The sequence below is a fragment of the Escherichia sp. WS1265 genome (assembly GCF_046487585.1).
GTDB classification, from domain to species: domain Bacteria; phylum Pseudomonadota; class Gammaproteobacteria; order Enterobacterales; family Enterobacteriaceae; genus Escherichia; species Escherichia coli.
Genome location: NZ_JBJQJE010000008.1, coordinates 43,862 through 63,369, shown reverse-complemented (window position 1 = coordinate 63,369; position 19,508 = coordinate 43,862). Strand labels below are relative to the sequence as shown.

General features: G+C 51.2%; 21 protein-coding genes and 2 pseudogenes. 10 read left to right on the top strand and 13 right to left on the bottom strand.

Translation table 11 applies throughout. The annotated features are described in order from the left end of the window. Window positions 1–2: 2 nt before the first annotated feature. From trmH to gmk, 4 genes are read right to left on the bottom strand one after another with little or no spacing between them, the layout of a single operon-like run. Window positions 3–692, bottom strand: a complete 690-nt coding sequence (gene trmH, locus ACJHX3_RS10035; protein ID WP_001070187.1) for a tRNA (guanosine(18)-2'-O)-methyltransferase TrmH — start codon at window positions 690–692, stop codon at window positions 3–5. 6 nt (window positions 693–698) lie between these two features. Continuing rightward, on the bottom strand, window positions 699–2,807 hold the full coding sequence (gene spoT, locus ACJHX3_RS10030) for a bifunctional GTP diphosphokinase/guanosine-3',5'-bis pyrophosphate 3'-pyrophosphohydrolase (protein WP_000280488.1): 2,109 nt from the start codon (window positions 2,805–2,807) through the stop codon (window positions 699–701). 18 nt (window positions 2,808–2,825) lie between these two features. Continuing rightward, window positions 2,826–3,101, bottom strand: coding sequence for a DNA-directed RNA polymerase subunit omega (rpoZ, locus tag ACJHX3_RS10025; protein ID WP_000135058.1), 276 nt, complete (start codon window positions 3,099–3,101; stop codon window positions 2,826–2,828). A 54-nt stretch (window positions 3,102–3,155) separates the two neighbouring features. Beyond that, window positions 3,156–3,779 carry a guanylate kinase gene (gene gmk / locus ACJHX3_RS10020; protein ID WP_001469035.1) on the bottom strand — a complete coding sequence of 208 codons (624 nt, stop codon included), beginning with the start codon at window positions 3,777–3,779 and terminating at the stop codon, window positions 3,156–3,158. 257 nt (window positions 3,780–4,036) lie between these two features. Between gmk and ligB the strand changes: the two genes are divergently transcribed. Next, on the top strand, window positions 4,037–5,719 hold the full coding sequence (gene ligB, locus ACJHX3_RS10015; protein ID WP_001469034.1) for an NAD-dependent DNA ligase LigB: 1,683 nt from the start codon (window positions 4,037–4,039) through the stop codon (window positions 5,717–5,719). Here the strand turns inward: ligB and ACJHX3_RS10010 are convergent. From ACJHX3_RS10010 to ACJHX3_RS09995, 4 genes and pseudogenes are all read right to left on the bottom strand, one after another. Next, a complete protein-coding gene (locus ACJHX3_RS10010; protein ID WP_000924289.1) occupies window positions 5,716–6,333 on the bottom strand; it encodes a trimeric intracellular cation channel family protein in 618 nt (205 codons plus the stop codon). The genes ligB and ACJHX3_RS10010 overlap by 4 nt on opposite strands. Before the next feature lie 291 nt (window positions 6,334–6,624). Further along, a pseudogene (locus tag ACJHX3_RS10005) lies at window positions 6,625–6,693 on the bottom strand (DNA replication protein DnaD); the annotation flags it as partial. Further along, window positions 6,675–6,902: pseudogene (locus ACJHX3_RS10000) on the bottom strand (BRO family protein); the annotation flags it as partial. The pseudogenes ACJHX3_RS10005 and ACJHX3_RS10000, both read right to left, overlap by 19 nt. 221 nt (window positions 6,903–7,123) lie before the next feature. Beyond that, complete coding sequence (locus ACJHX3_RS09995; RefSeq protein ID WP_000621326.1) at window positions 7,124–7,987, bottom strand: YicC/YloC family endoribonuclease; 864 nt, start codon at window positions 7,985–7,987, stop codon at window positions 7,124–7,126. A gap of 126 nt (window positions 7,988–8,113) precedes the next feature. On the opposite strand from ACJHX3_RS09995, the gene rph reads away from it, so the two are divergent. Beyond that, a complete protein-coding gene (rph, locus tag ACJHX3_RS09990) occupies window positions 8,114–8,830 on the top strand; it encodes a ribonuclease PH (RefSeq protein ID WP_001247093.1) in 717 nt (238 codons plus the stop codon). Between the two features lie 65 nt (window positions 8,831–8,895). Then, a complete protein-coding gene (pyrE, locus tag ACJHX3_RS09985; RefSeq protein WP_000806177.1) occupies window positions 8,896–9,537 on the top strand; it encodes an orotate phosphoribosyltransferase in 642 nt (213 codons plus the stop codon). Window positions 9,538–9,573: 36 nt separating this feature from the next. Here pyrE and slmA read toward each other — a convergent pair whose 3' ends face one another. The 3 genes from slmA to coaBC form a co-directional block, all read right to left on the bottom strand. Continuing rightward, window positions 9,574–10,170, bottom strand: a complete 597-nt coding sequence (gene slmA / locus ACJHX3_RS09980) for a nucleoid occlusion factor SlmA (protein WP_000818601.1) — start codon at window positions 10,168–10,170, stop codon at window positions 9,574–9,576. Between the two features lie 106 nt (window positions 10,171–10,276). Beyond that, entirely contained in the window at window positions 10,277–10,735 is a 459-nt protein-coding gene (gene dut, locus ACJHX3_RS09975) for a dUTP diphosphatase (RefSeq protein WP_000976070.1), read from the bottom strand. Further along, the gene (coaBC, locus tag ACJHX3_RS09970) at window positions 10,713–11,933 is read right to left on the bottom strand and encodes a bifunctional phosphopantothenoylcysteine decarboxylase/phosphopantothenate--cysteine ligase CoaBC (protein WP_000050139.1); all 1,221 of its coding nucleotides are present in this window, start codon (window positions 11,931–11,933) and stop codon (window positions 10,713–10,715) included. Before coaBC ends, dut begins: the two co-directional genes overlap by 23 nt. Window positions 11,934–12,104: 171 nt before the next feature. Between coaBC and radC the strand changes: the two genes are divergently transcribed. The 4 genes from radC (at window position 12,105) to mutM (ending at window position 14,321) form a co-directional block, all read left to right on the top strand. After that, window positions 12,105–12,773, top strand: a complete 669-nt coding sequence (radC, locus tag ACJHX3_RS09965; protein WP_001297375.1) for a RadC family protein — start codon at window positions 12,105–12,107, stop codon at window positions 12,771–12,773. A gap of 216 nt (window positions 12,774–12,989) precedes the next feature. Continuing rightward, the gene (gene rpmB, locus ACJHX3_RS09960; protein ID WP_000091955.1) at window positions 12,990–13,226 is read left to right on the top strand and encodes a 50S ribosomal protein L28; all 237 of its coding nucleotides are present in this window, start codon (window positions 12,990–12,992) and stop codon (window positions 13,224–13,226) included. Between the two features lie 20 nt (window positions 13,227–13,246). Further along, window positions 13,247–13,414: a 50S ribosomal protein L33 gene (rpmG, locus tag ACJHX3_RS09955; protein ID WP_001051798.1), complete on the top strand. Its 168-nt coding sequence runs from the start codon at window positions 13,247–13,249 to the stop codon at window positions 13,412–13,414. A gap of 97 nt (window positions 13,415–13,511) precedes the next feature. Further along, window positions 13,512–14,321, top strand: coding sequence for a bifunctional DNA-formamidopyrimidine glycosylase/DNA-(apurinic or apyrimidinic site) lyase (gene mutM / locus ACJHX3_RS09950; RefSeq protein ID WP_001114528.1), 810 nt, complete (start codon window positions 13,512–13,514; stop codon window positions 14,319–14,321). Between the two features lie 38 nt (window positions 14,322–14,359). Here mutM and coaD read toward each other — a convergent pair whose 3' ends face one another. Then, window positions 14,360–14,839, bottom strand: coding sequence for a pantetheine-phosphate adenylyltransferase (coaD, locus tag ACJHX3_RS09945; protein ID WP_001171866.1), 480 nt, complete (start codon window positions 14,837–14,839; stop codon window positions 14,360–14,362). A 7-nt stretch (window positions 14,840–14,846) separates the two neighbouring features. Next, a complete protein-coding gene (waaA, locus tag ACJHX3_RS09940; protein WP_000891574.1) occupies window positions 14,847–16,124 on the bottom strand; it encodes a lipid IV(A) 3-deoxy-D-manno-octulosonic acid transferase in 1,278 nt (425 codons plus the stop codon). 412 nt (window positions 16,125–16,536) lie between these two features. On the opposite strand from waaA, the gene rfaQ reads away from it, so the two are divergent. The 3 genes from rfaQ to rfaP are packed head-to-tail and all read left to right on the top strand — an operon-like array spanning window position 16,537 to window position 19,506. Beyond that, the gene (gene rfaQ, locus ACJHX3_RS09935; RefSeq protein ID WP_024045032.1) at window positions 16,537–17,595 is read left to right on the top strand and encodes a lipopolysaccharide core heptosyltransferase RfaQ; all 1,059 of its coding nucleotides are present in this window, start codon (window positions 16,537–16,539) and stop codon (window positions 17,593–17,595) included. Continuing rightward, window positions 17,592–18,716, top strand: a complete 1,125-nt coding sequence (locus tag ACJHX3_RS09930; protein ID WP_024045033.1) for a glycosyltransferase family 4 protein — start codon at window positions 17,592–17,594, stop codon at window positions 18,714–18,716. The genes rfaQ and ACJHX3_RS09930 overlap by 4 nt, the downstream gene beginning before the upstream one ends. After that, on the top strand, window positions 18,709–19,506 hold the full coding sequence (rfaP, locus tag ACJHX3_RS09925; RefSeq protein ID WP_001328023.1) for a lipopolysaccharide core heptose(I) kinase RfaP: 798 nt from the start codon (window positions 18,709–18,711) through the stop codon (window positions 19,504–19,506). The genes ACJHX3_RS09930 and rfaP overlap by 8 nt, the downstream gene beginning before the upstream one ends. Window positions 19,507–19,508: the final 2 nt, after the last annotated feature.

The window sequence follows — 19,508 nt, the reverse complement described above, 5'->3', positions numbered from 1 at the left end:
ACTTACCCTGCAGCCTGCATAGTAGCCCACCAGTCAGCATCGGCTTCAATTTCGCCTTGCTGATTAACGTGGGGGTAAGGCAGGCCTTTGCGTTTTGCGACTTTCGCCAGCACCGGATAGCCGCCTTCAAACAGCAGGCGTTGTTGCTCTGCTTCCGGCAACATGCTGTTTTCACGCAGGTACATGCCTGCATTTTGCCGCTGGCGCTGGGCTTCATAAAGAATGAGGGCTGAGGCAACGGAAACATTCAGCGACTGCACCATGCCGATCATCGGTATGATGATGTCCCGATCCGCCAGGGCTAACGCTTCCTGAGTGATGCCCGTTTTCTCCTGACCCATCAAAATACAGGTCGGGCGGGTGTAATCAATTTCGCGGAAATCGACAGCGTTATCAGAAAGATGGGTTGCCAGAATCTGCATGCCCTGGCCTTTCAGATGAGCGACGGCATCGCCAATGGTGCGGTGCGTTTTCACCTGCACCCAACTGTTACTACCCGCAGCTGCCGAAGCCATGGTGCGCATCCGGCTACCAGGCCAGACAGCATGAACTTCATGTACACCAACGGCATCTGCGGTACGAATAATCGCAGAAACGTTATGAGGTTTGTGGACCTGCTCCATGCAGACGGTCAGATCAGGCTGCCGCCTGGCGAGCATTTCGCAGATGCGTGCATAACGTGTTGGGTTCATAAAACATTAATTTCGGTTTCGGGTGACTTTAATCACGTCTGGCATCACGCGGATTTTGCGCATGATATTTGCCAGATGTACGCGGTCACGGGCGGTCAGACGAATAAAGGCGCTGTAGACGCGACCATCTTTTTCTTCTGTATTCAAACTTTGAATATTCGAGGTGGTGGTGTTAATTGCCGCCGTCAGGTTTGCCAGCGCACCCTGATGATTGAACATCTCCACCTTGATTTCGGTGATGAACTCCTGCGCCGTCTCTTTATCCCATTCCACAGCCATAAACTTCTCTGGCTCTTTCTGGTAGCCACGGATGTTACGGCAGGATTCATGGTGGATCACCAGACCTTTACCGGGGCTGACGTGGGCGATAATCGGGTCGCCAGGAATAGGGCGGCAGCATTTCGCAAAGGTGATCAGCACGCCATCGGCACCTTTAATGGGCAGATGTCCGTGACTTTGGGTTGCCGGTGGAATGGAGGCGTCCCCATGTTGCAGATTTTTCGCGACCACCACGCTCATTGCGTTACCAAGGCCGATTTCAGCCAGCAGATCGTCAAGCGTTGCCAGCTTCATGCGGTCCAGCTCGCGCTGAATATTTTCCTGCGGGATTTCATTGAGCTTGCGGCTGCCACCCAACGCATGGTTGAGCAGACGACGGCCCAGGCTTACAGAATCATCACGCTTGAGGTTTTTCAGCAATTGACGAATTTTGGCGCGCGCTTTCGAGCTAACGACAAAGTTCAGCCACGCGGCATTCGGGCGAGCGCCCGGTGCGGTAATGATTTCAACGGTTTGACCGCTGGTAAGCGGCTGCGACAGCGGGTAAGGCTGGCGGTCAACGCGTGCGCCCACGCAGGCATGACCGATATCGGTATGCACCGCATAAGCGAAGTCGACGGGCGTTGCACCGGCAGGCAGCTCGACAATTCGCCCTTCCGGTGTGAAAACGTAAATCTCATCCGGGAAGAGATCGGATTTAACGCTCTCGATAAATTCAAACGAACTACCGGCGCTCTGTTGCAGCTCCAGCAGGCTTTGCATCCAGCGCTGGGCGCGGATTTGTGCGGTAGTACTGGTTTCGCCGTGCTCTTTATAAGCCCAGTGCGCGGCAACACCCATCTCCGCCATCTGATCCATATCTTCGGTACGGATCTGGACCTCAACCGGCACGCCGTGCGGGCCAATCATCGAGGTGTGCAAAGACTGATAGCCGTTCGCTTTTGGAATGGCGATATAGTCTTTCACGCGGCCCGGACGCGGCTTGTACAGGCTGTGCATCTGGCCCAGCACGCGATAACAGGTGTCAGAATCATTGACGATCACGCGGAAAGCGTAGATGTCCATGATTGAGTGAAAACGCTGCTCTTTGAGCACCATTTTGCAGTAAATCGAATAAAGATGCTTTTCGCGACCACTGACGCGGCACGGTATTCCCGCTTCCTGCAAACGCCCTTCGATTTCAGAAAGAATCTTCTGGATCATCTCTTTACGGTTGCCGCGCGCGGCTTTCACCACTTCTTTGATTACGCGATAACGGTTGGGATACAGCGCCTCAAAACCCAGCTCTTCGAGTTCGGTTTTAATGTGGTGGATACCTAAACGGTGCGCCAGCGGGCTGTAAATTTCGAGAGTTTCACGTGCGATGCGGCGACGTTTGTCCGGGCGAAGTGAGCCCAGCGTGCGCATGTTGTGGGTACGGTCGGCAAGTTTGATGAGGATGACGCGGATATCCTGCACCATCGCCATAATCATCTTGCGAAAGTTTTCGGCCTGCGCCTCTTTCTTATCGCGGAACTTGAGTTTATCAAGTTTCGACACCCCCTCTACCAGCTCGGCGACGCTTTTACCAAAAAGCTGTTCCATGTCCTGGTAGGTGGCGGGAGTATCTTCAATCACGTCATGCAGCAGCGCCGCCATTAGCGTTTCATAGTCGAGTTTCATCTCGGCCAGAATGCAGGCAACCGCTACCGGGTGCGTGATATAGGGTTCACCGCTTGAACGTGTTTGCCCCTCGTGAGCATCACGTGCAACGAGATACGCCTGCCGCAGACGCTTGATTTGGTCTTCCGGCAGGTAGGTTTGAATCAGTTGATTCAGGCTTTCAAACAGATACAAGGGCGACCCGCTTTGTGATTAACGACGACCTTCAGCAATAGCGGTAACGGCTTGTAATTCAGCGGCTTCCTGCTCTTGCTGTTCCTGGCGTTCACGAACGTCGAGGATCTGGTTGTTGATCAGACCTTCTTCGATTTCGCGCAGCGCGATTACAGTGGTTTTATCGTTTTCTTCCGGTACCAGCGGATCCTTTCCGCCTACCTGCATCTGACGAGCGCGACGCGCGGCGACCAGTACCAGGTCAAAACGGTTACCAATTTTCTCTACAGCGTCCTGAACAGTTACGCGTGCCATACTTAAAAAGCTCCACAGGTGAAGAAATGACTGGGCATGATACTGAAATCAGGTTCAGTCTGCCAACAATTTGCTGATTAAAGCGTCATGACGCTGCTTTTGGCGGCTCATGCGCAGACGTTCGGCGCGAATAATGGTCTTCAAATCGGTCAACGCGGTATCGAAGTCATCATTCACAATCAGGTAATCATATTCGGCGTAATGGCTCATTTCTGCAACAGCTTGCGCCATACGCTTTGCAATGACCTCTTCGCTGTCCTGACCGCGACCGCGTAGACGGCGGTCCAGTTCAATTTTGGACGGCGGTAAAATAAAGATACTCCGCGCGTGCGGCATCTTCTGGCGAATTTGCTGCGCACCCTGCCAGTCGATATCGAGAAAAACATCGACACCGGTCGCCAGGACTTGCTCAATGGCCTCACGCGAAGTGCCATAGTAATTACCAAAAACTTCTGCGTGTTCGAGGAACGCATCTCTGCTAATCATTTCTCTAAATTCATCATGATTAACAAAGAAATAATGTTCACCGTGGACTTCACCAGGACGCGGTTGGCGTGTGGTGTGTGAAACAGAAACCTGGGTGTCATACAACGGTTGGGTTTTTAATAAAGCCTGAATCAGGCTGGATTTACCCGCGCCACTGGGGGCAGAAACAATATAAAGCGTGCCTTGAGCCATGAGTATCTTTCGTATGTGATTAGCGAAATAAAGCCTACATACGAGCTTATTATACACGGCGTGGGCATGTGACGTAGCCCTTGCTCACACTTTTTGCGCAAAGTTGTTGCGTTTTGCGTAGCTGCTTCCGCATTTGCCTGTCATTCACTGCAATAAAGACGATTCTCAGGAAGCGTCCTCGCAGACTCCGTTTTTGCCACTCGGCTTTGCTTTCATCACGTTGTATATCTGCCTGACTATCTACAGCGGAGGTGATGATGAAAGTATGGATGGCGATATTAATAAGTATCTTGTGCTGGCAATCATCTGCGTGGGCGGTCTGTCCGGCCTGGTCGCCAGCCAGAGCACAGGAAGAAATTTCCCGCCTGCAACAGCAAATAAAACAGTGGGACGATGACTACTGGAAGGAAGGGAAAAGTGAGGTTGAAGATGGTGTTTACGATCAGTTAAGCGCCCGTCTTACGCAGTGGCAACGCTGTTTTGGGAACGAGACCCGCGATGTGATGATGCCGCCTTTAAACGGTGCGGTTATACATCCGGTAGCCCATACGGGTGTACGCAAAATGGCGGATAAAATCGCATTAAGTCTGTGGATGCGCGAACGTAGCGATCTTTGGGTGCAGCCAAAAGTTGATGGCGTTGCGGTAACCCTGGTTTATCGGGACGGGAAACTGAACAAAGCAATCAGTCGCGGCAATGGCCTGAAAGGCGAGGATTGGACGCAGAAAGTTCGCTTAATTTCCGCTGTGCCGCAAACCGTTAGCGGGCCTTTAGCCAACAGTACGCTTCAGGGGGAAATATTTCTCAAACGCGAGGGGCATATCCAACAACAAATGGGGGGAATAAATGCCCGCGCAAAAGTTGCTGGCCTGATGATGCGCCAGGACGATAGCGACACGCTGAATTCTCTGGGCGTTTTTGTCTGGGCATGGCCGGATGGACCGCAGTTAATGACCGATCGTTTAAAAGAGCTGGCTACCGCTGGTTTTACTCTAACGCAGACGTATACCCGTGCGGTGAAAAATGCTGATGAGGTTGCGCGCGTACGCAATGCGTGGTGGAAAGCGAAATTACCCTTCGTCACCGATGGCGTGATTGTGCGAGCGGCTAAGGAACCCGAATCCCGTCATTGGCTACCGGGCCAGGCGGAGTGGCTGGTGGCCTGGAAATATCAACCGGTAGCTCAGGTTGTCGAAGTGAAGGCGATTCAGTTTGCGGTGGGTAAGAGCGGTAAAATATCGGTGGTTGCGTCACTCGCATCTGTCATGCTGGATGATAAAAAAGTCCAGCGGGTGAATATTGGTTCCGTCAGGCGCTGGCAGGAGTGGGATATTGCGCCTGGTGATCAGATCCTCGTCAGCCTTGCCGGTCAGGGTATTCCTCGCATTGATGATGTGGTCTGGCGCGGTGCAGAACGTACAAAACCGACACCACCAGAAAACCGCTTTAACTCGTTGACCTGCTACTTTGCTTCTGACGTTTGTCAGGAACAGTTCATTTCACGCTTAGTCTGGCTGGGGTCAAAACAGGTTCTTGGGCTGGATGGCATTGGTGAGGCCGGCTGGCGCGCGCTGCATCAGACTCATCGCTTTGAGCATATCTTTTCCTGGCTTTTATTAACGCCAGAGCAATTACAGAACACGCCGGGGATCGCGAAAAGTAAAAGTGCGCAGTTATGGCATCAGTTTAATCTGGCTCGTAAGCAGCCTTTTACTCTCTGGGTGATGGCAATGGGAATACCGCTAACCCGGGCGGCGCTTAATGCCAGTGATGAACGGTCCTGGTCGCAACTTTTATTGAGCACGGAACAGTTCTGGCAGCAGCTGCCGGGGACTGGATCGGGGCGCGCCAGACAGGTTATTGAATGGAAGGAAAATGCGCAAATCAAGAAGCTGGGCAGTTGGCTGGCTGCCCAGCAGATCACAGGTTTTGAACCTTAGTGTCCTTCGTGGCTGTAGTAAAAGACCGGTAATCCCAGCTTAAGGCGTAGCGCCAGTAAGCGGGCAAAAAAGCCGAATACCAGGGTGGAGATAATTACCACATCATGGTTAGAAACATAGTGTTGCAGCGCGATGTAAAGCACGGCGGAGGCAAATGAGACACCGGCATACAATTCTTTCTGGAATACCAGCGGGATGCGTTTACAGAACATATCGCGCAAAACGCCGCCAAATACGCCGGTCGTCACAGCTGCGACAACGGCAATGATCGGGCCGTGTCCCATATCCAGTGCAACCTGTGCGCCAATGATAGAAAAGACCACCAGTCCGAGCGCATCGAGCACCAGAAACACTTTGCGCAGGTAAGGCATTACAGGAGCAACGATAGTGGTGAGTACTGCGGCGGTAGCGACAATAATCACATATTCCGGGTGTTTGACCCAGCCGAGCGGATAGTGGCCCAGCAGAATATCGCGCACTGACCCTCCGCCAATTGCGGTGGCGGTCGCAATAATAATTACGCCAAATGTATCCATGCGCCGTCGTCCGGCCGCCAGCGCCCCCGTCATGGCTTCGGCAGTAATGCCAACCAAATACAAAATGTGTAACAGCATGGTTCTCTCCCTAAAAATCTGTCTGGCAGGGTAGCGATTTGTGCGTATTGTCACGATTGAGATTTTTTAAGGTGAGAGGAAATTGATAACTTGTAGTTATGTGAAATCGCTATTTTCTGTAGCGTAGATGCATTCTTCTGACTTCTTGTCTGAGAAAATGCATAAGAAAAAATAGGTTAAAATTGAGGGGTGGAAAAGAAAGGTGCAATGTTTAGCCATTGTGTTCACCGCACCTGGACTTTGGCTTACGCATCGGGTATCTCAATCAACAAAAAGAGTTTTTCGTTTCTGCTATTTCTTCTCTGTAATTTTTACACTGTTTTCCAATTGCTTGATGCTGACCTGCGGGGTCGGCAACTTAATACAACCATTTTGGTGGTTTCAACGAAATGGTCAGATGCAGCTTGATTACTGGCTTCGCACGCTTGAGTCGCGCGGGCCAGTACCTTTTGAAAATTGCGCCAGTCCCGATAATCCAGTAACGGTGCCAATTCTCTCGCTGACCAAAATTCTTGCCCTTCAGTGCCATAATGCCGTATTTCTTCAAAAGGTTGATGATGTTCGTTCATTGCCCACTCCATGTGATATCGATTGCAAGGAAAGTAAGTTTACAACTGTGTTTATATACAGTTGTGAGTATCTCACCTTCTCACTGCGCTGGGCAAAAAAACATCGCAAAATCTGGAGCAGGCACGCAAAACAGAATTGAATGTTGCGGGGAGGAAAAATGCCGCTCTGTTTGAGTGGGCGGCATTTGTGAAGGCTGAAAAGGAAGAATTGGCGTTACGAGTTATTCAATGTTCTGGATCTGCTCGCGCATCTGCTCAATCAACACTTTCAGCTCGATGGCAGAATTCGTCACTTCGGCATTGATAGATTTCGACGCTAGAGTGTTCGACTCGCGGTTGAACTCCTGCATCATAAAGTCCAGACGACGACCAACCGCTTCTTTTTTCTTCAGAATGTTGTAGGTCTCTTTGACATGCGCTTCGAGGCGGTCCAGTTCTTCGGCAACGTCAATTCGTTGTGCCAGCAGAACCAACTCCTGCTCCAGACGGTTGTTTTCCAGTTGCACCTGAGCATCTTCCAGCTTCGCGACCAGACGCTCACGCTGCCATTGCAGGATTTCCGGCATATGGGCGCGGACTTTGACCACTTCGGCGGTGACGCCTTCCAGACGCTGCTCGATCAATGCTTTCAGCGCCTGACCTTCGGTTTCACGTGCGATGATAAAGTCGTCCAGCGTACCATCCAGCGCCGCGAGAATTTCAGCAGCAATCGCGTCGAGATCCTGCTCCTGGGCTGCCATCACGCCCGGCCAGCGCAGAATATCAACCGGGTTGATTTCCCCTTCGTCACTCTGCATTTTTACCCAGTTCGCGGCAGTTACCAGCTGTTTAGCCAGTTTTTCGTTGAGGATCAGCTCACCTTGTGCGCTAACATCTGGCTCATAACGCAGGGTACATTCCACTTTACCGCGCGTCAGGCGAGAACGAATACGCTCGCGAACGACAGGTTCAAGGCTACGGAACTGCTCCGGCAGACGAAAGTAAGTTTCCAGATAACGCTGGTTTACCGAGCGCATTTCCCAGGTTGCGCTCCCCCATTCACCCTTGATTTCACGCCGGGCGTAGGCGGTCATACTGCGGATCATAGACGTTCCTGTTTATAAAAGGAGAGGTGGAAGGATTATAGCCATCGATGCCTTGTCAGGATAGGAATAACCGCCGGAAGTCCGTATAATGCGCAGCCACATTTGTTTCAAGCCGGAGATTTCAATATGCGTCCAGCAGGCCGTAGCAATAATCAGGTGCGTCCCGTTACCCTGACTCGTAACTATACAAAACATGCAGAAGGCTCGGTGCTGGTCGAATTTGGCGATACCAAAGTATTGTGTACCGCCTCTATTGAAGAAGGCGTGCCGCGCTTCCTGAAAGGTCAGGGCCAGGGCTGGATCACCGCAGAGTACGGCATGCTGCCACGTTCTACCCACACCCGTAACGCGCGTGAAGCAGCGAAAGGTAAGCAGGGTGGACGCACAATGGAAATCCAGCGTCTGATCGCCCGTGCTCTTCGCGCGGCAGTAGATTTGAAAGCGCTGGGTGAGTTCACTATTACGCTGGACTGCGACGTGCTTCAGGCCGATGGTGGCACGCGTACCGCGTCGATTACGGGTGCCTGCGTGGCGCTGGCAGATGCGCTACAGAAGCTGGTGGAAAACGGCAAGCTGAAAACCAACCCGATGAAAGGGATGGTAGCCGCAGTTTCTGTCGGAATTGTGAACGGCGAAGCGGTTTGCGATCTGGAATACGTTGAAGACTCAGCCGCAGAGACCGACATGAACGTAGTGATGACCGAAGACGGGCGCATCATTGAAGTGCAGGGGACGGCAGAAGGCGAGCCGTTCACCCATGAAGAGTTACTCACCTTGTTGGCGCTGGCCCGAGGGGGAATCGAATCCATTGTAGCGACGCAGAAGGCGGCGCTGGCAAACTGATTTTTAAGGCGACTGATGAGTCGCCTTTTTTTTGTCTGTAGAAAAGTAAGATGAGGAGCGAAGGCATGAAACCATATCAGCGCCAGTTTATTGAATTTGCGCTTAGCAAGCAGGTGTTAAAGTTTGGCGAGTTTACGCTGAAGTCCGGGCGCAAAAGCCCCTATTTCTTCAACGCCGGGCTGTTTAATACCGGGCGCGATCTGGCACTGTTAGGCCGTTTTTACGCTGAAGCATTGGTGGATTCCGGCATTGAGTTCGATCTGCTGTTTGGCCCTGCTTACAAAGGGATCCCGATTGCCACCACAACTGCCGTGGCGCTGGCGGAGCATCATGACCTGGACCTGCCGTACTGCTTTAACCGCAAAGAAGCAAAAGACCATGGTGAAGGTGGCAATCTGGTCGGTAGCGCGTTACAAGGACGCGTAATGCTGGTGGATGATGTGATCACCGCCGGAACGGCGATTCGCGAGTCGATGGAAATTATTCAGGCCAATGGCGCGACGCTTGCTGGCGTATTGATTTCGCTCGATCGTCAGGAACGGGGGCGCGGCGAGATTTCGGCAATTCAGGAAGTTGAGCGTGATTACAACTGCAAAGTGATCTCTATCATCACCCTGAAAGACCTGATTGCTTACCTGGAAGAGAAGCCGGAAATGGCGGAACATCTGGCGGCGGTTAAGGCCTATCGCGAAGAGTTCGGCGTTTAAAGAAACTCGCCGGATGAAAAGTCATCCGGCGTCATATTACTGCAACTGTGCGGCAATTAGCGGCCAGCGGGCGTCAAAATCATCCGTCGGGCGGTATTTAAACTCGCTGCGGACAAAGCGTGACAGCATACCTTCACAGAAGGCCAGGATCTGGCTTGCCAGCAGGGTTTCATCGGTGGTGTAACCTTCACCCTCACGCATTCTCTTTTCGCGCAATACCTGACGCAACTGCGCTTCAATACGCTCGAACAGCTGGTTGATGCGCCCTTGCAGGCGATCCTGTTCAAACATTAGTGCATGACCAGTGAGGATGCGGGTCAGGCCAGGATTACGCTCACCAAAACCGAGAAGCAGCAACACAATCAGACGCAGGCGCGCTGTGGTGTCCTTCTCATCTTTCAGAATCAGATTGATGCGAGTAATCAGGCTATCTTCGATAAACTCAATCAGGCTATCGAACATGCGGGTCTTACTGGGGAAGTGGCGATACAGTGCCGCTTCGGAAACGCCGACAGAGGCGGCCAGTTTTGCCGTCGTGATACGTTGGCTTCCATCGCTGGATTCCAGCATCAGCGCCAGAGACTGAAGTATTTCCTCGCGACGGTTCCTTTTCGCAGTTTGTTTTTCTGCCATGTTACAAAATACCCCTGAAAATAAGCACTTGCCAGGCGGCACCCACGCTATGACCGCAAACGAAATGTTTGCGGCTATGTTATGACGTTATTCGGATGCGTATGTGTTACTGACGACCAGAGTGACCAAAGCCGCCTTCACCGCGGTCGGTGGCGTCGAAATCTTCCACCAGATTAAATTCAGCCTGTACTACCGGAACAAAAATCATCTGGGCGATGCGTTCGCCAGGTTGAATGGTGAAGCTGTCCTGACCACGGTTCCACACGGAAATCATCAACTGGCCCTGATAGTCAGAATCGATCAATCCTACCAGGTTACCAAGCACGATACCGTGCTTATGTCCCAATCCGGAGCGCGGCAGCATCATTGCCGCCAGTGAAGGATCGGCAATATGAATCGCCAGCCCGGTCGGAACCAGCGTAGTGTCACCCGGAGCCAGTTCTACGGCGTCGTCGAGACAGGCACGCAGGTCAAGTCCGGCAGAGCCAGAGGTGGCATAAGTCGGGAGCGGAAATTCCTTCCCAACGCGCGGGTCCAGAATCTTAACGTCGATTTTTTTCATCATAACGGGTCACGATCTCGTCGAGTAATAATTGGCCAAGGAGCTCTTTGCGCTCAAGCGGTAAGACTTTATCTCCGTCCTGCCAGAAAAGGTGTAATGCGTTGTTGTCGCTGTTAAATCCTTGAGTTGGCTGGGAAACATCGTTCGCGCAGATCAGATCAAGGTTTTTACGGATACGTTTTTGCCGGGCGTATTCTTCCACATTATTTGTTTCGGCGGCAAATCCAACGACGTAGGGTCGATGGTCTTTTAGTGCGGCAACGCCTGCGACGATATCGGGGTTTTTAACCATTTTTATTGTTAATTCATCACCCTGCGTGGCCTGCTTTTTGATTTTCTCTGGGGCCACGGTAGCTGCGCGATAATCCGCCACGGCGGCACAGCCGATAAAAATATTTTGCTGCTGTACAGAAGCATTCACGGCCGCTTCCATTTCCAGCGCGGTCATCACATCAACACGTTTAACAAACGGTGGCGTCGGTAGTGAAACCGGACCTGATACCAGCGTGACGTTCGCGCCACGACGGGCAGCGGCGGCGGCGATAGCAAAACCCATCTTGCCGGAGCTGTGATTAGAGATATAACGCACCGGATCGAGCGGTTCACGCGTCGGGCCGGCGGTAATCATAATGTTCAGATGTTTCAGGTCGTTGACGGGCGAAAAATGCGCTACCGCCATATCAACAATGGTTAACGGATCGAGCATTCGCCCAGGGCCGATATCACCACAAGCCTGACTGCCACTGTCTGGCCCCCAGATAAGCAAACCACGGGAAGCAAGCACCTCTAAATTATGCTGCGTGGCAGCGGCACGGTACATCTGCTGGTTCATGGCGGGGAGCACGGCTACAGGCGCAGGTGTGGCCAGACAAATCGTCGATACCAGATCATTCGCCATTCCGGCAGCAACACGGGCAATCAAATCTGCCGTGGCAGGGGCGAGAATCACTAAATCAGCCCATTTACCCAGCTCAATATGGCCCATAGCGGCTTCGGCTGCCGGGTCCAGCAGACTGTCGGAAACGGGATAACCAGAAACCGCCTGCAAGCTAAGTGGGGTGATAAAGGCTTTTGCCGCTTCGGTCATGGCTACGCGGACGTCGGCCCCGCGATCGCGCAAACGACGCACCAGTTCAGGGGTTTTATAGGCAGCAATACCGCCGCTAACGCCGAGAACGATTTTTTTACCGGCCAGGCTCATGATGATTTTTCCTGTTGGGTGACACCAGAAGTTGGCGATTTTATCACAATACTTTTGTTGTCGTGCCTTCACCTGAGAATCACTTTGCGAGGCGCTTTCCTGGATTGAAAACTGGCCGTCGATTTAACGGAACGGCTATGACAGGATGCGAGCACCACAAAGGAGGTGAAGGTGAAAAACAATGCACAGCTGTTGATGCCGCGCGAAAAAATGCTGAAGTTTGGTATTAGCGCCTTAACTGATGTCGAGCTGCTGGCGCTATTTCTGCGTACCGGAACGCGCGGTAAAGATGTATTAACCCTGGCAAAAGAGATGCTGGAGAATTTCGGCTCTCTTTATGGCTTGTTAACCTCTGAATATGAACAATTTAGTGGTGTTCATGGAATTGGCGTGGCGAAATTTGCCCAGTTAAAGGGGATTGCTGAACTGGCGCGGCGTTACTACAACGTGCGGATGCGTGAAGAAAGCCCTTTACTCAGCCCGGAGATGACGCGGGAATTTTTACAAAGCCAGCTCACGGGTGAGGAGCGGGAGATCTTTATGGTGATCTTTCTCGACTCACAACACCGGGTTATAACGCATAGCCGTCTTTTTTCCGGCACGCTAAACCATGTTGAAGTCCATCCTCGGGAAATTATCCGCGAAGCGATAAAAATAAACGCCTCGGCGCTGATCCTTGCACATAATCACCCTTCGGGTTGTGCTGAACCCAGTAAAGCGGATAAACTCATTACTGAACGGATAATAAAGAGTTGTCAGTTCATGGATTTACGCGTGCTCGACCATATCGTGATTGGGCGTGGAGAGTATGTTTCTTTTGCCGAACGCGGCTGGATTTAACCCGCTATGCGCGATCCTTCGGGATCTTTGTCTGTTCGGGACTTGAGCACATCGCTGAGTCAGCGTATACTACGCCACCTTTGAGAATCTCGGGTTTGGCATTTGGGCCTGGCAATCGAGAGTTCACATAGAACTGCGATGACCGGGCTGTAAAGCCTGACGAGGCGCCAATACCCCATACGAAGCTCGAGCTAATTTGATTTTTGGAGAATAGACATGTCCCGAGTCTGCCAAGTTACTGGCAAGCGTCCGGTGACCGGTAACAACCGTTCCCACGCACTGAACGCGACTAAACGCCGTTTCCTGCCGAACCTGCACTCTCACCGTTTCTGGGTTGAGAGCGAGAAGCGTTTTGTCACCCTGCGCGTATCTGCTAAAGGTATGCGTGTAATCGATAAAAAAGGCATCGATACAGTTCTGGCTGAACTGCGTGCCCGTGGCGAAAAGTACTAAGTACTTAGAGGAAATAAATCATGGCTAAAGGTATTCGTGAGAAAATCAAGCTGGTTTCTTCTGCTGGTACTGGTCACTTCTATACCACTACGAAGAACAAACGTACTAAGCCGGAAAAACTGGAACTGAAAAAATTCGATCCAGTTGTTCGCCAGCACGTGATCTACAAAGAAGCGAAAATCAAATAATTCTCGCTTTGATGTAACAAAAAACCTCGCTCCGGCGGGGTTTTTTGTTATCTGCTTGCCCCCATATTGACTGCATCTGTTCATTCCTGGAGATGCTATGCCTGAATTACCCGAAGTTGAAACCAGCCGTCGCGGCATAGAACCGCATCTCGTTGGTGCAACCATTCTTCATGCGGTGGTGCGCAACGGACGCTTGCGCTGGCCGGTTTCAGAAGAGATTTACCGATTAAGTGATCAACCAGTGCTTAGCGTGCAGCGGCGGGCTAAATATCTGCTGCTGGAGCTGCCGGAGGGCTGGATTATCATTCATTTGGGGATGTCTGGCAGCCTGCGCATCCTTCCAGAAGAATTTCCCCCTGAAAAGCATGACCATGTTGATTTGGTGATGAGCAACGGTAAAGTGCTGCGCTACACCGATCCGCGCCGCTTTGGTGCCTGGCTGTGGACCAAAGAGCTGGAAGGGCATAATGTGCTGGCCCATCTTGGACCGGAGCCGCTTAGCGACGATTTCAACGGTGAGTACCTGCATCAGAAGTGCGCGAAGAAAAAAACGGCGATTAAACCGTGGCTGATGGATAACAAGCTGGTGGTAGGCGTAGGGAATATCTATGCCAGCGAATCTCTGTTTGCGGCGGGGATCCATCCGGATCGGCTGGCGTCATCACTGTCGCTGGCAGAGTGTGAATTGTTAACTCAGGTGATTAAAGCGGTGTTGCTGCGTTCGATTGAGCAGGGCGGTACAACGCTGAAAGATTTTCTGCAAAGCGACGGTAAACCGGGCTATTTCGCTCAAGAATTGCAGGTTTACGGGCGAAAAGGCGAGCCGTGTCGGGTGTGCGGTACGCCGATTGTGGCGACTAAACATGCGCAGCGGGCAACGTTTTATTGTCGGCAGTGCCAGAAGTAATTCATGCGCGCCGGATGGCATACCATCCGGCATAAACGCTACGCTAACTTCGCCATCAGCGCCTGATGGACATTCTCCGGCAGGAAATGGGTGACATCGCCCTGATGGCGCGCCACCTCTTTCACCAGGGATGAAGAGATAAACGACCACTCTTTCGACGGCATCAGAAACACACTTTCCAGTTCCGGCATTAAGTGGCGATTCATATGCGCCAGCTGCATTTCATATTCAAAATCCGCCACCGCACGCAGGCCACGAATCAGCACCGTAGCGTGTTGATTGCGGGCGAAGTTCGCCATCAAATCACTAAACCCGACCACTTCCACGTTCCCCAGATGCGCGGTTGCCTGCTGTGCCAGCGCCACACGCTCTTCCAGGGTAAACATCGGTTTTTTACTGGGGCTGGCGGCAATCGCCAGAATAACGTGATCGAACATTTGCGTGGCGCGCGTCACGATATCGATATGACCATTGGTAATGGGATCGAAAGTACCCGGATAAATCGCCCGTTTTTGCATAACAACCTCAATGCGTTTTCGGTGGCAGGTAAGGTTCCAGCAGTTGAAGCAGACGCTGTAGCGCGCCCTGGTTTTGATACAGTACTTCAACGGCATGACGGCCATAGAAACTACGGTAATCGGCGTCGGTGAGTAAAGAGGAAACCTCTTTTGCAAGCGTAGTGGCATCGGTAACGGTAATCAGCCCGCTTGCCTGCTCCAGCCGCGCGCAAATGTCTTTAAAGTTAAAAGTATGCGGCCCCATCAATACCGGAATAGCGTGTGCGGCAGCTTCCAGCGGATTATGCCCACCACGTTCAACCAGTGAACCGCCAACAAAGGCGAGATCGGCAATACCGTACAGTAACATCAACTCGCCCATCGTATCGCCAACCACAACCTGCGTGCTGGTGGAGGGGACTTCCCCTGAAGAGCGTGTGATATAGCTTAGTCCAGCCTGGCGGACAAGGTTAATCGCATCCGGGAAGCGTTCCGGATGACGGGGTACCAGGATGAGCAATAAATTCGGGAATTGCTGTAACAATGCCTGATGTGCGGCGATCACCACACTCTCTTCGCCTTCGTGAGTGCTGGTGGCAATCCATACCGGGCGGTGTGGTGCCCACTGGCGGCGCAGCGTCACTGCTTTAGCAGCCAGTTGCGGCGTTACAGAAATATCGAATTTCAGGCTACCGGTAACGGTCACCTGATTATTTTTTGCGCCCAGTGATACAAAACGTGCACCATCTTCTTCATTTTGCGCAGCAATCAGCGTAATACGACGCAGCAAGCGACGGACGAATTTGCCCAGTTTGGCATAACCTGCGGCCGAGCGGGCAGAGAGTCGCGCGTTAGCGATCACCAGCGGAATTTTACGTTTATGTAGCGCCGCAATCAGGTTAGGCCATAGTTCGGTTTCCATAATCAACACCAGTTTAGGGTCGACTTTATTCAGGAAACGATTAAGTGCATCGGGCAGGTCATACGGCAGATAAACGTGCTGAACATCCTTCCCGAAAGCCGATTGTACGCGCTCCGAACCAGTTGGCGTCATGGTTGTAACGGTAATCGGTAAATCAGGATAACGATGACGCAGCGCGCGCACCAACGGGATCGCCGCCAGAGTTTCACCGACGGAGACGGAGTGCAGCATGATGCCGCCTGGTTTTAGCGGATGGCGGTAAAAACCGTAACGTTCACCCCAGCGTTTTCGATAGGCCGGAGCCTTACGTCCGCGCACCCAGAGCCGTATCCAGATCAGCGGCTGAATAAGGTAGAGAAGGGCGGTGTAAAGCAATTCGAGCATAGTAAATAGCTGACTTATGGATGTGCTGGGGATTCTATGTATTTAGCTGTGGCTTTACCATTACTTTTCCCGTTTTTGACTTAAATAGCAATTTACCCGCCAATTCTTGCTGAACATCTATACTTTTTTTGTATTTTTATGCGATTCATTGATTTCTGCAGTACGTGCAGGAAGGAATCGCAGAGCAACAGTGAAAGAATATGGTTGCTAATGATTTTATTTGATTGATTTCTTTATTGAAAATCAACAATGTGCTTAAAAATCATTCGGGTCGGATTGCCGCGAAAGAAGTGATACACTAGCGCGTCAATATCAGTGCGGTATCAGTATTCAGGTAGCTGTTGAGCCTGGGGCGGTAGCGTGCTTTTTCTGCTTCACCTTAATCGGATAATCTCAACAAAAAGAGTTACTTGTGGATAAGCCATTTCGAAGAATTTTGCTCATTAAGATGCGTTTTCATGGGGATATGTTATTAACTACTCCCGTCATTAGTTCGCTGAAAAAAAATTACCCTGACGCAAAAATCGATGTGCTGCTTTATCAGGACACCATCCCGATCCTGTCTGAAAATCCAGAGATTAACGCGCTCTACGGCATAAAAAATAAAAAAGCAAAAGCCGCAGAAAAAATTGCCAACTTTTTTTATCTCATCAAGGTATTACGTGCCAATAAGTATGACCTTATCGTTAATCTTACCGATCAATGGATGGTTGCTATACTGGTTCGCTTATTAAATGCCCGTGTGAAAATTTCCCAGGATTATCATCATCGGCAGTCTGCTTTTTGGCGTAATAGTTTCACTCATTTGGTGCCGTTACAGGGTGGAAATGTGGTGGAAAGTAACTTATCCGTGCTGTCGCCATTGGGACTTGAATCGTTGGTGAAGCAGACAACCATGAGTTACCCGCCTGCAAGCTGGAAACGTATGCGTCGCGAACTTGATCACGCTGGTGTTGGACAAAATTATGTGGTTATCCAACCTACGGCGCGGCAAATCTTCAAATGTTGGGACAACGTCAAGTTTTCCGCTGTGATTGATGCCTTACATGCTCGTGGTTATGAAGTCGTTCTGACGTCCGGCCCAGATAAAGACGATCTGGCCTGCGTCAATGAAATTGCCCAGGGATGCCAGACGGCACCAGTAACGGCGCTGGCCGGAAAGGTGACCTTCCCGGAACTTGGTGCGTTAATCGATCATGCGCAGCTGTTTATTGGCGTTGATTCCGCACCGGCGCATATTGCCGCTGCAGTTAATACGCCGCTGATATCGCTGTTTGGTGCGACAGACCATATTTTCTGGCGTCCCTGGTCAAATAACATGATTCAATTCTGGGCGGGAGATTACCGGGAAATGCCAACGCGCGATCAGCGTGACCGAAATGAGATGTATCTTTCGGTTATTCCGGCGGCAGATGTCATTGCTGCTGTCGATAAATTACTGCCCTCCTCCACGACAGGTACGTCGTTATGATCGTTGCTTTTTGTTTATATAAATATTTTCCCTTTGGCGGTTTGCAGCGCGATTTTATGCGTATTGCTCAGACAGTCGCCGCCCGAGGTCATCATGTTCGGGTTTATGCCCAGTCGTGGGAAGGCGAATGCCCTGATGTATTTGAACTGATCAAAGTGCCGGTTAAATCGCATACCAATCACGGGCGCAATGCGGAGTATTTTGCCTGGGTGCAAAAACATTTACGCGAACATCCCGTCGATAAAGTCGTTGGATTCAACAAAATGCCGGGGCTGGACGTTTATTATGCCGCTGATGTTTGTTATGCCGAGAAAGTAGCGCAGGAAAAAGGCTTTTTCTATCGCTTGACGTCACGTTATCGCCATTATGCCGCCTTTGAGCGGGCAACCTTCGAACAGGGCAAGCCGACACAGCTGCTGATGCTGACAGATAAGCAAATCGCCGATTTCCAGAAACATTATCAGACTGAAGCGGAGCGTTTTCATATTCTGCCACCGGGGATTTATCCTGATCGTAAATATAGCCAGCAGCCAGCTAATAGCCGTGAAATCTTCCGTAAGAAGAATGGAATAACCGAACAACAATATTTATTGTTGCAGGTCGGTTCAGACTTCACGCGTAAAGGTGTCGATCGTTCCATTGAAGCACTTGCTTCGTTACCGGATTCGCTGCGCCACAACACATTGCTATATGTTGTTGGGCAGGATAAACCGCGAAAATTTGAGGCGCTGGCAGAAAAACGCGGCGTGCGCAGTAATGTTCACTTCTTCTCGGGGCGCAACGATGTCTCGGAATTAATGGCGGCGGCGGATTTATTACTGCATCCTGCCTACCAGGAAGCGGCGGGAATTGTGCTGCTGGAAGCGATTACTGCAGGATTACCGGTACTAACGACAGCCGTTTGTGGCTATGCGCATTATATTGTTGACGCCAATTGCGGCGAGGCTATTGCTGAGCCATTCCGCCAGGAAACATTGAATGAGATTTTACGCAAAGCGTTAACGCAATCTTCATTGCGCCAGGCCTGGGCGGAAAATGCGCGACATTATGCTGATACACAAGATTTATACAGTCTGCCAGAAAAAGCGGCGGATATCATAACGGGTGGTCTGGATGGTTGAACTTAAAGAGCCGTTTGCCACGTTATGGCGTGGTAAAGATCCTTTTGAGGAAGTTAAAACCTTGCAGGGTGAGGTTTTTCGTGAACTGGAAACTCGCCGCACTCTGCGCTTTGAAATGGCGGGCAAAAGCTATTTTCTCAAATGGCATCGCGGCACGACCCTGAAAGAGATAATCAAAAATTTACTCTCATTGCGGATGCCAGTATTAGGCGCAGACCGCGAATGGAATGCGATTCATCGACTGCGGGATGTCGGCGTTGATACTATGTATGGGGTGGCATTTGGCGAAAAAGGCATGAATCCGCTTACCAGAACTTCATTTATTATTACCGAAGATCTGACACCAACCATAAGTCTGGAAGATTACTGTGCTGACTGGGCGACTAACCCTCCAGATGTTCGCGTAAAGCGTATGCTTATTAAGCGTGTCGCGACGATGGTGCGCGATATGCATGCTGCGGGCATTAACCACCGTGACTGTTATATCTGTCATTTCCTGCTGCACTTGCCTTTTTCCGGTAAGGAAGAGGAGTTAAAAATTTCGGTAATTGACCTGCACCGGGCGCAGCTTCGCACGCGCGTTCCACGTCGTTGGCGCGATAAAGATCTTATAGGGCTTTATTTTTCTTCGATGAATATTAGCCTGACTCAGCGGGATATCTGGCGGTTTATGAAAGAGTATTTTGTCGCCCCGCTTAAAGACATTCTCAAGCAGGAACAAGGGCTGCTGTCGCAAGCAGAAGCAAAAGCCACAAAAATCAGGGAAAGAACGATTAGAAAATCGTTGTAATT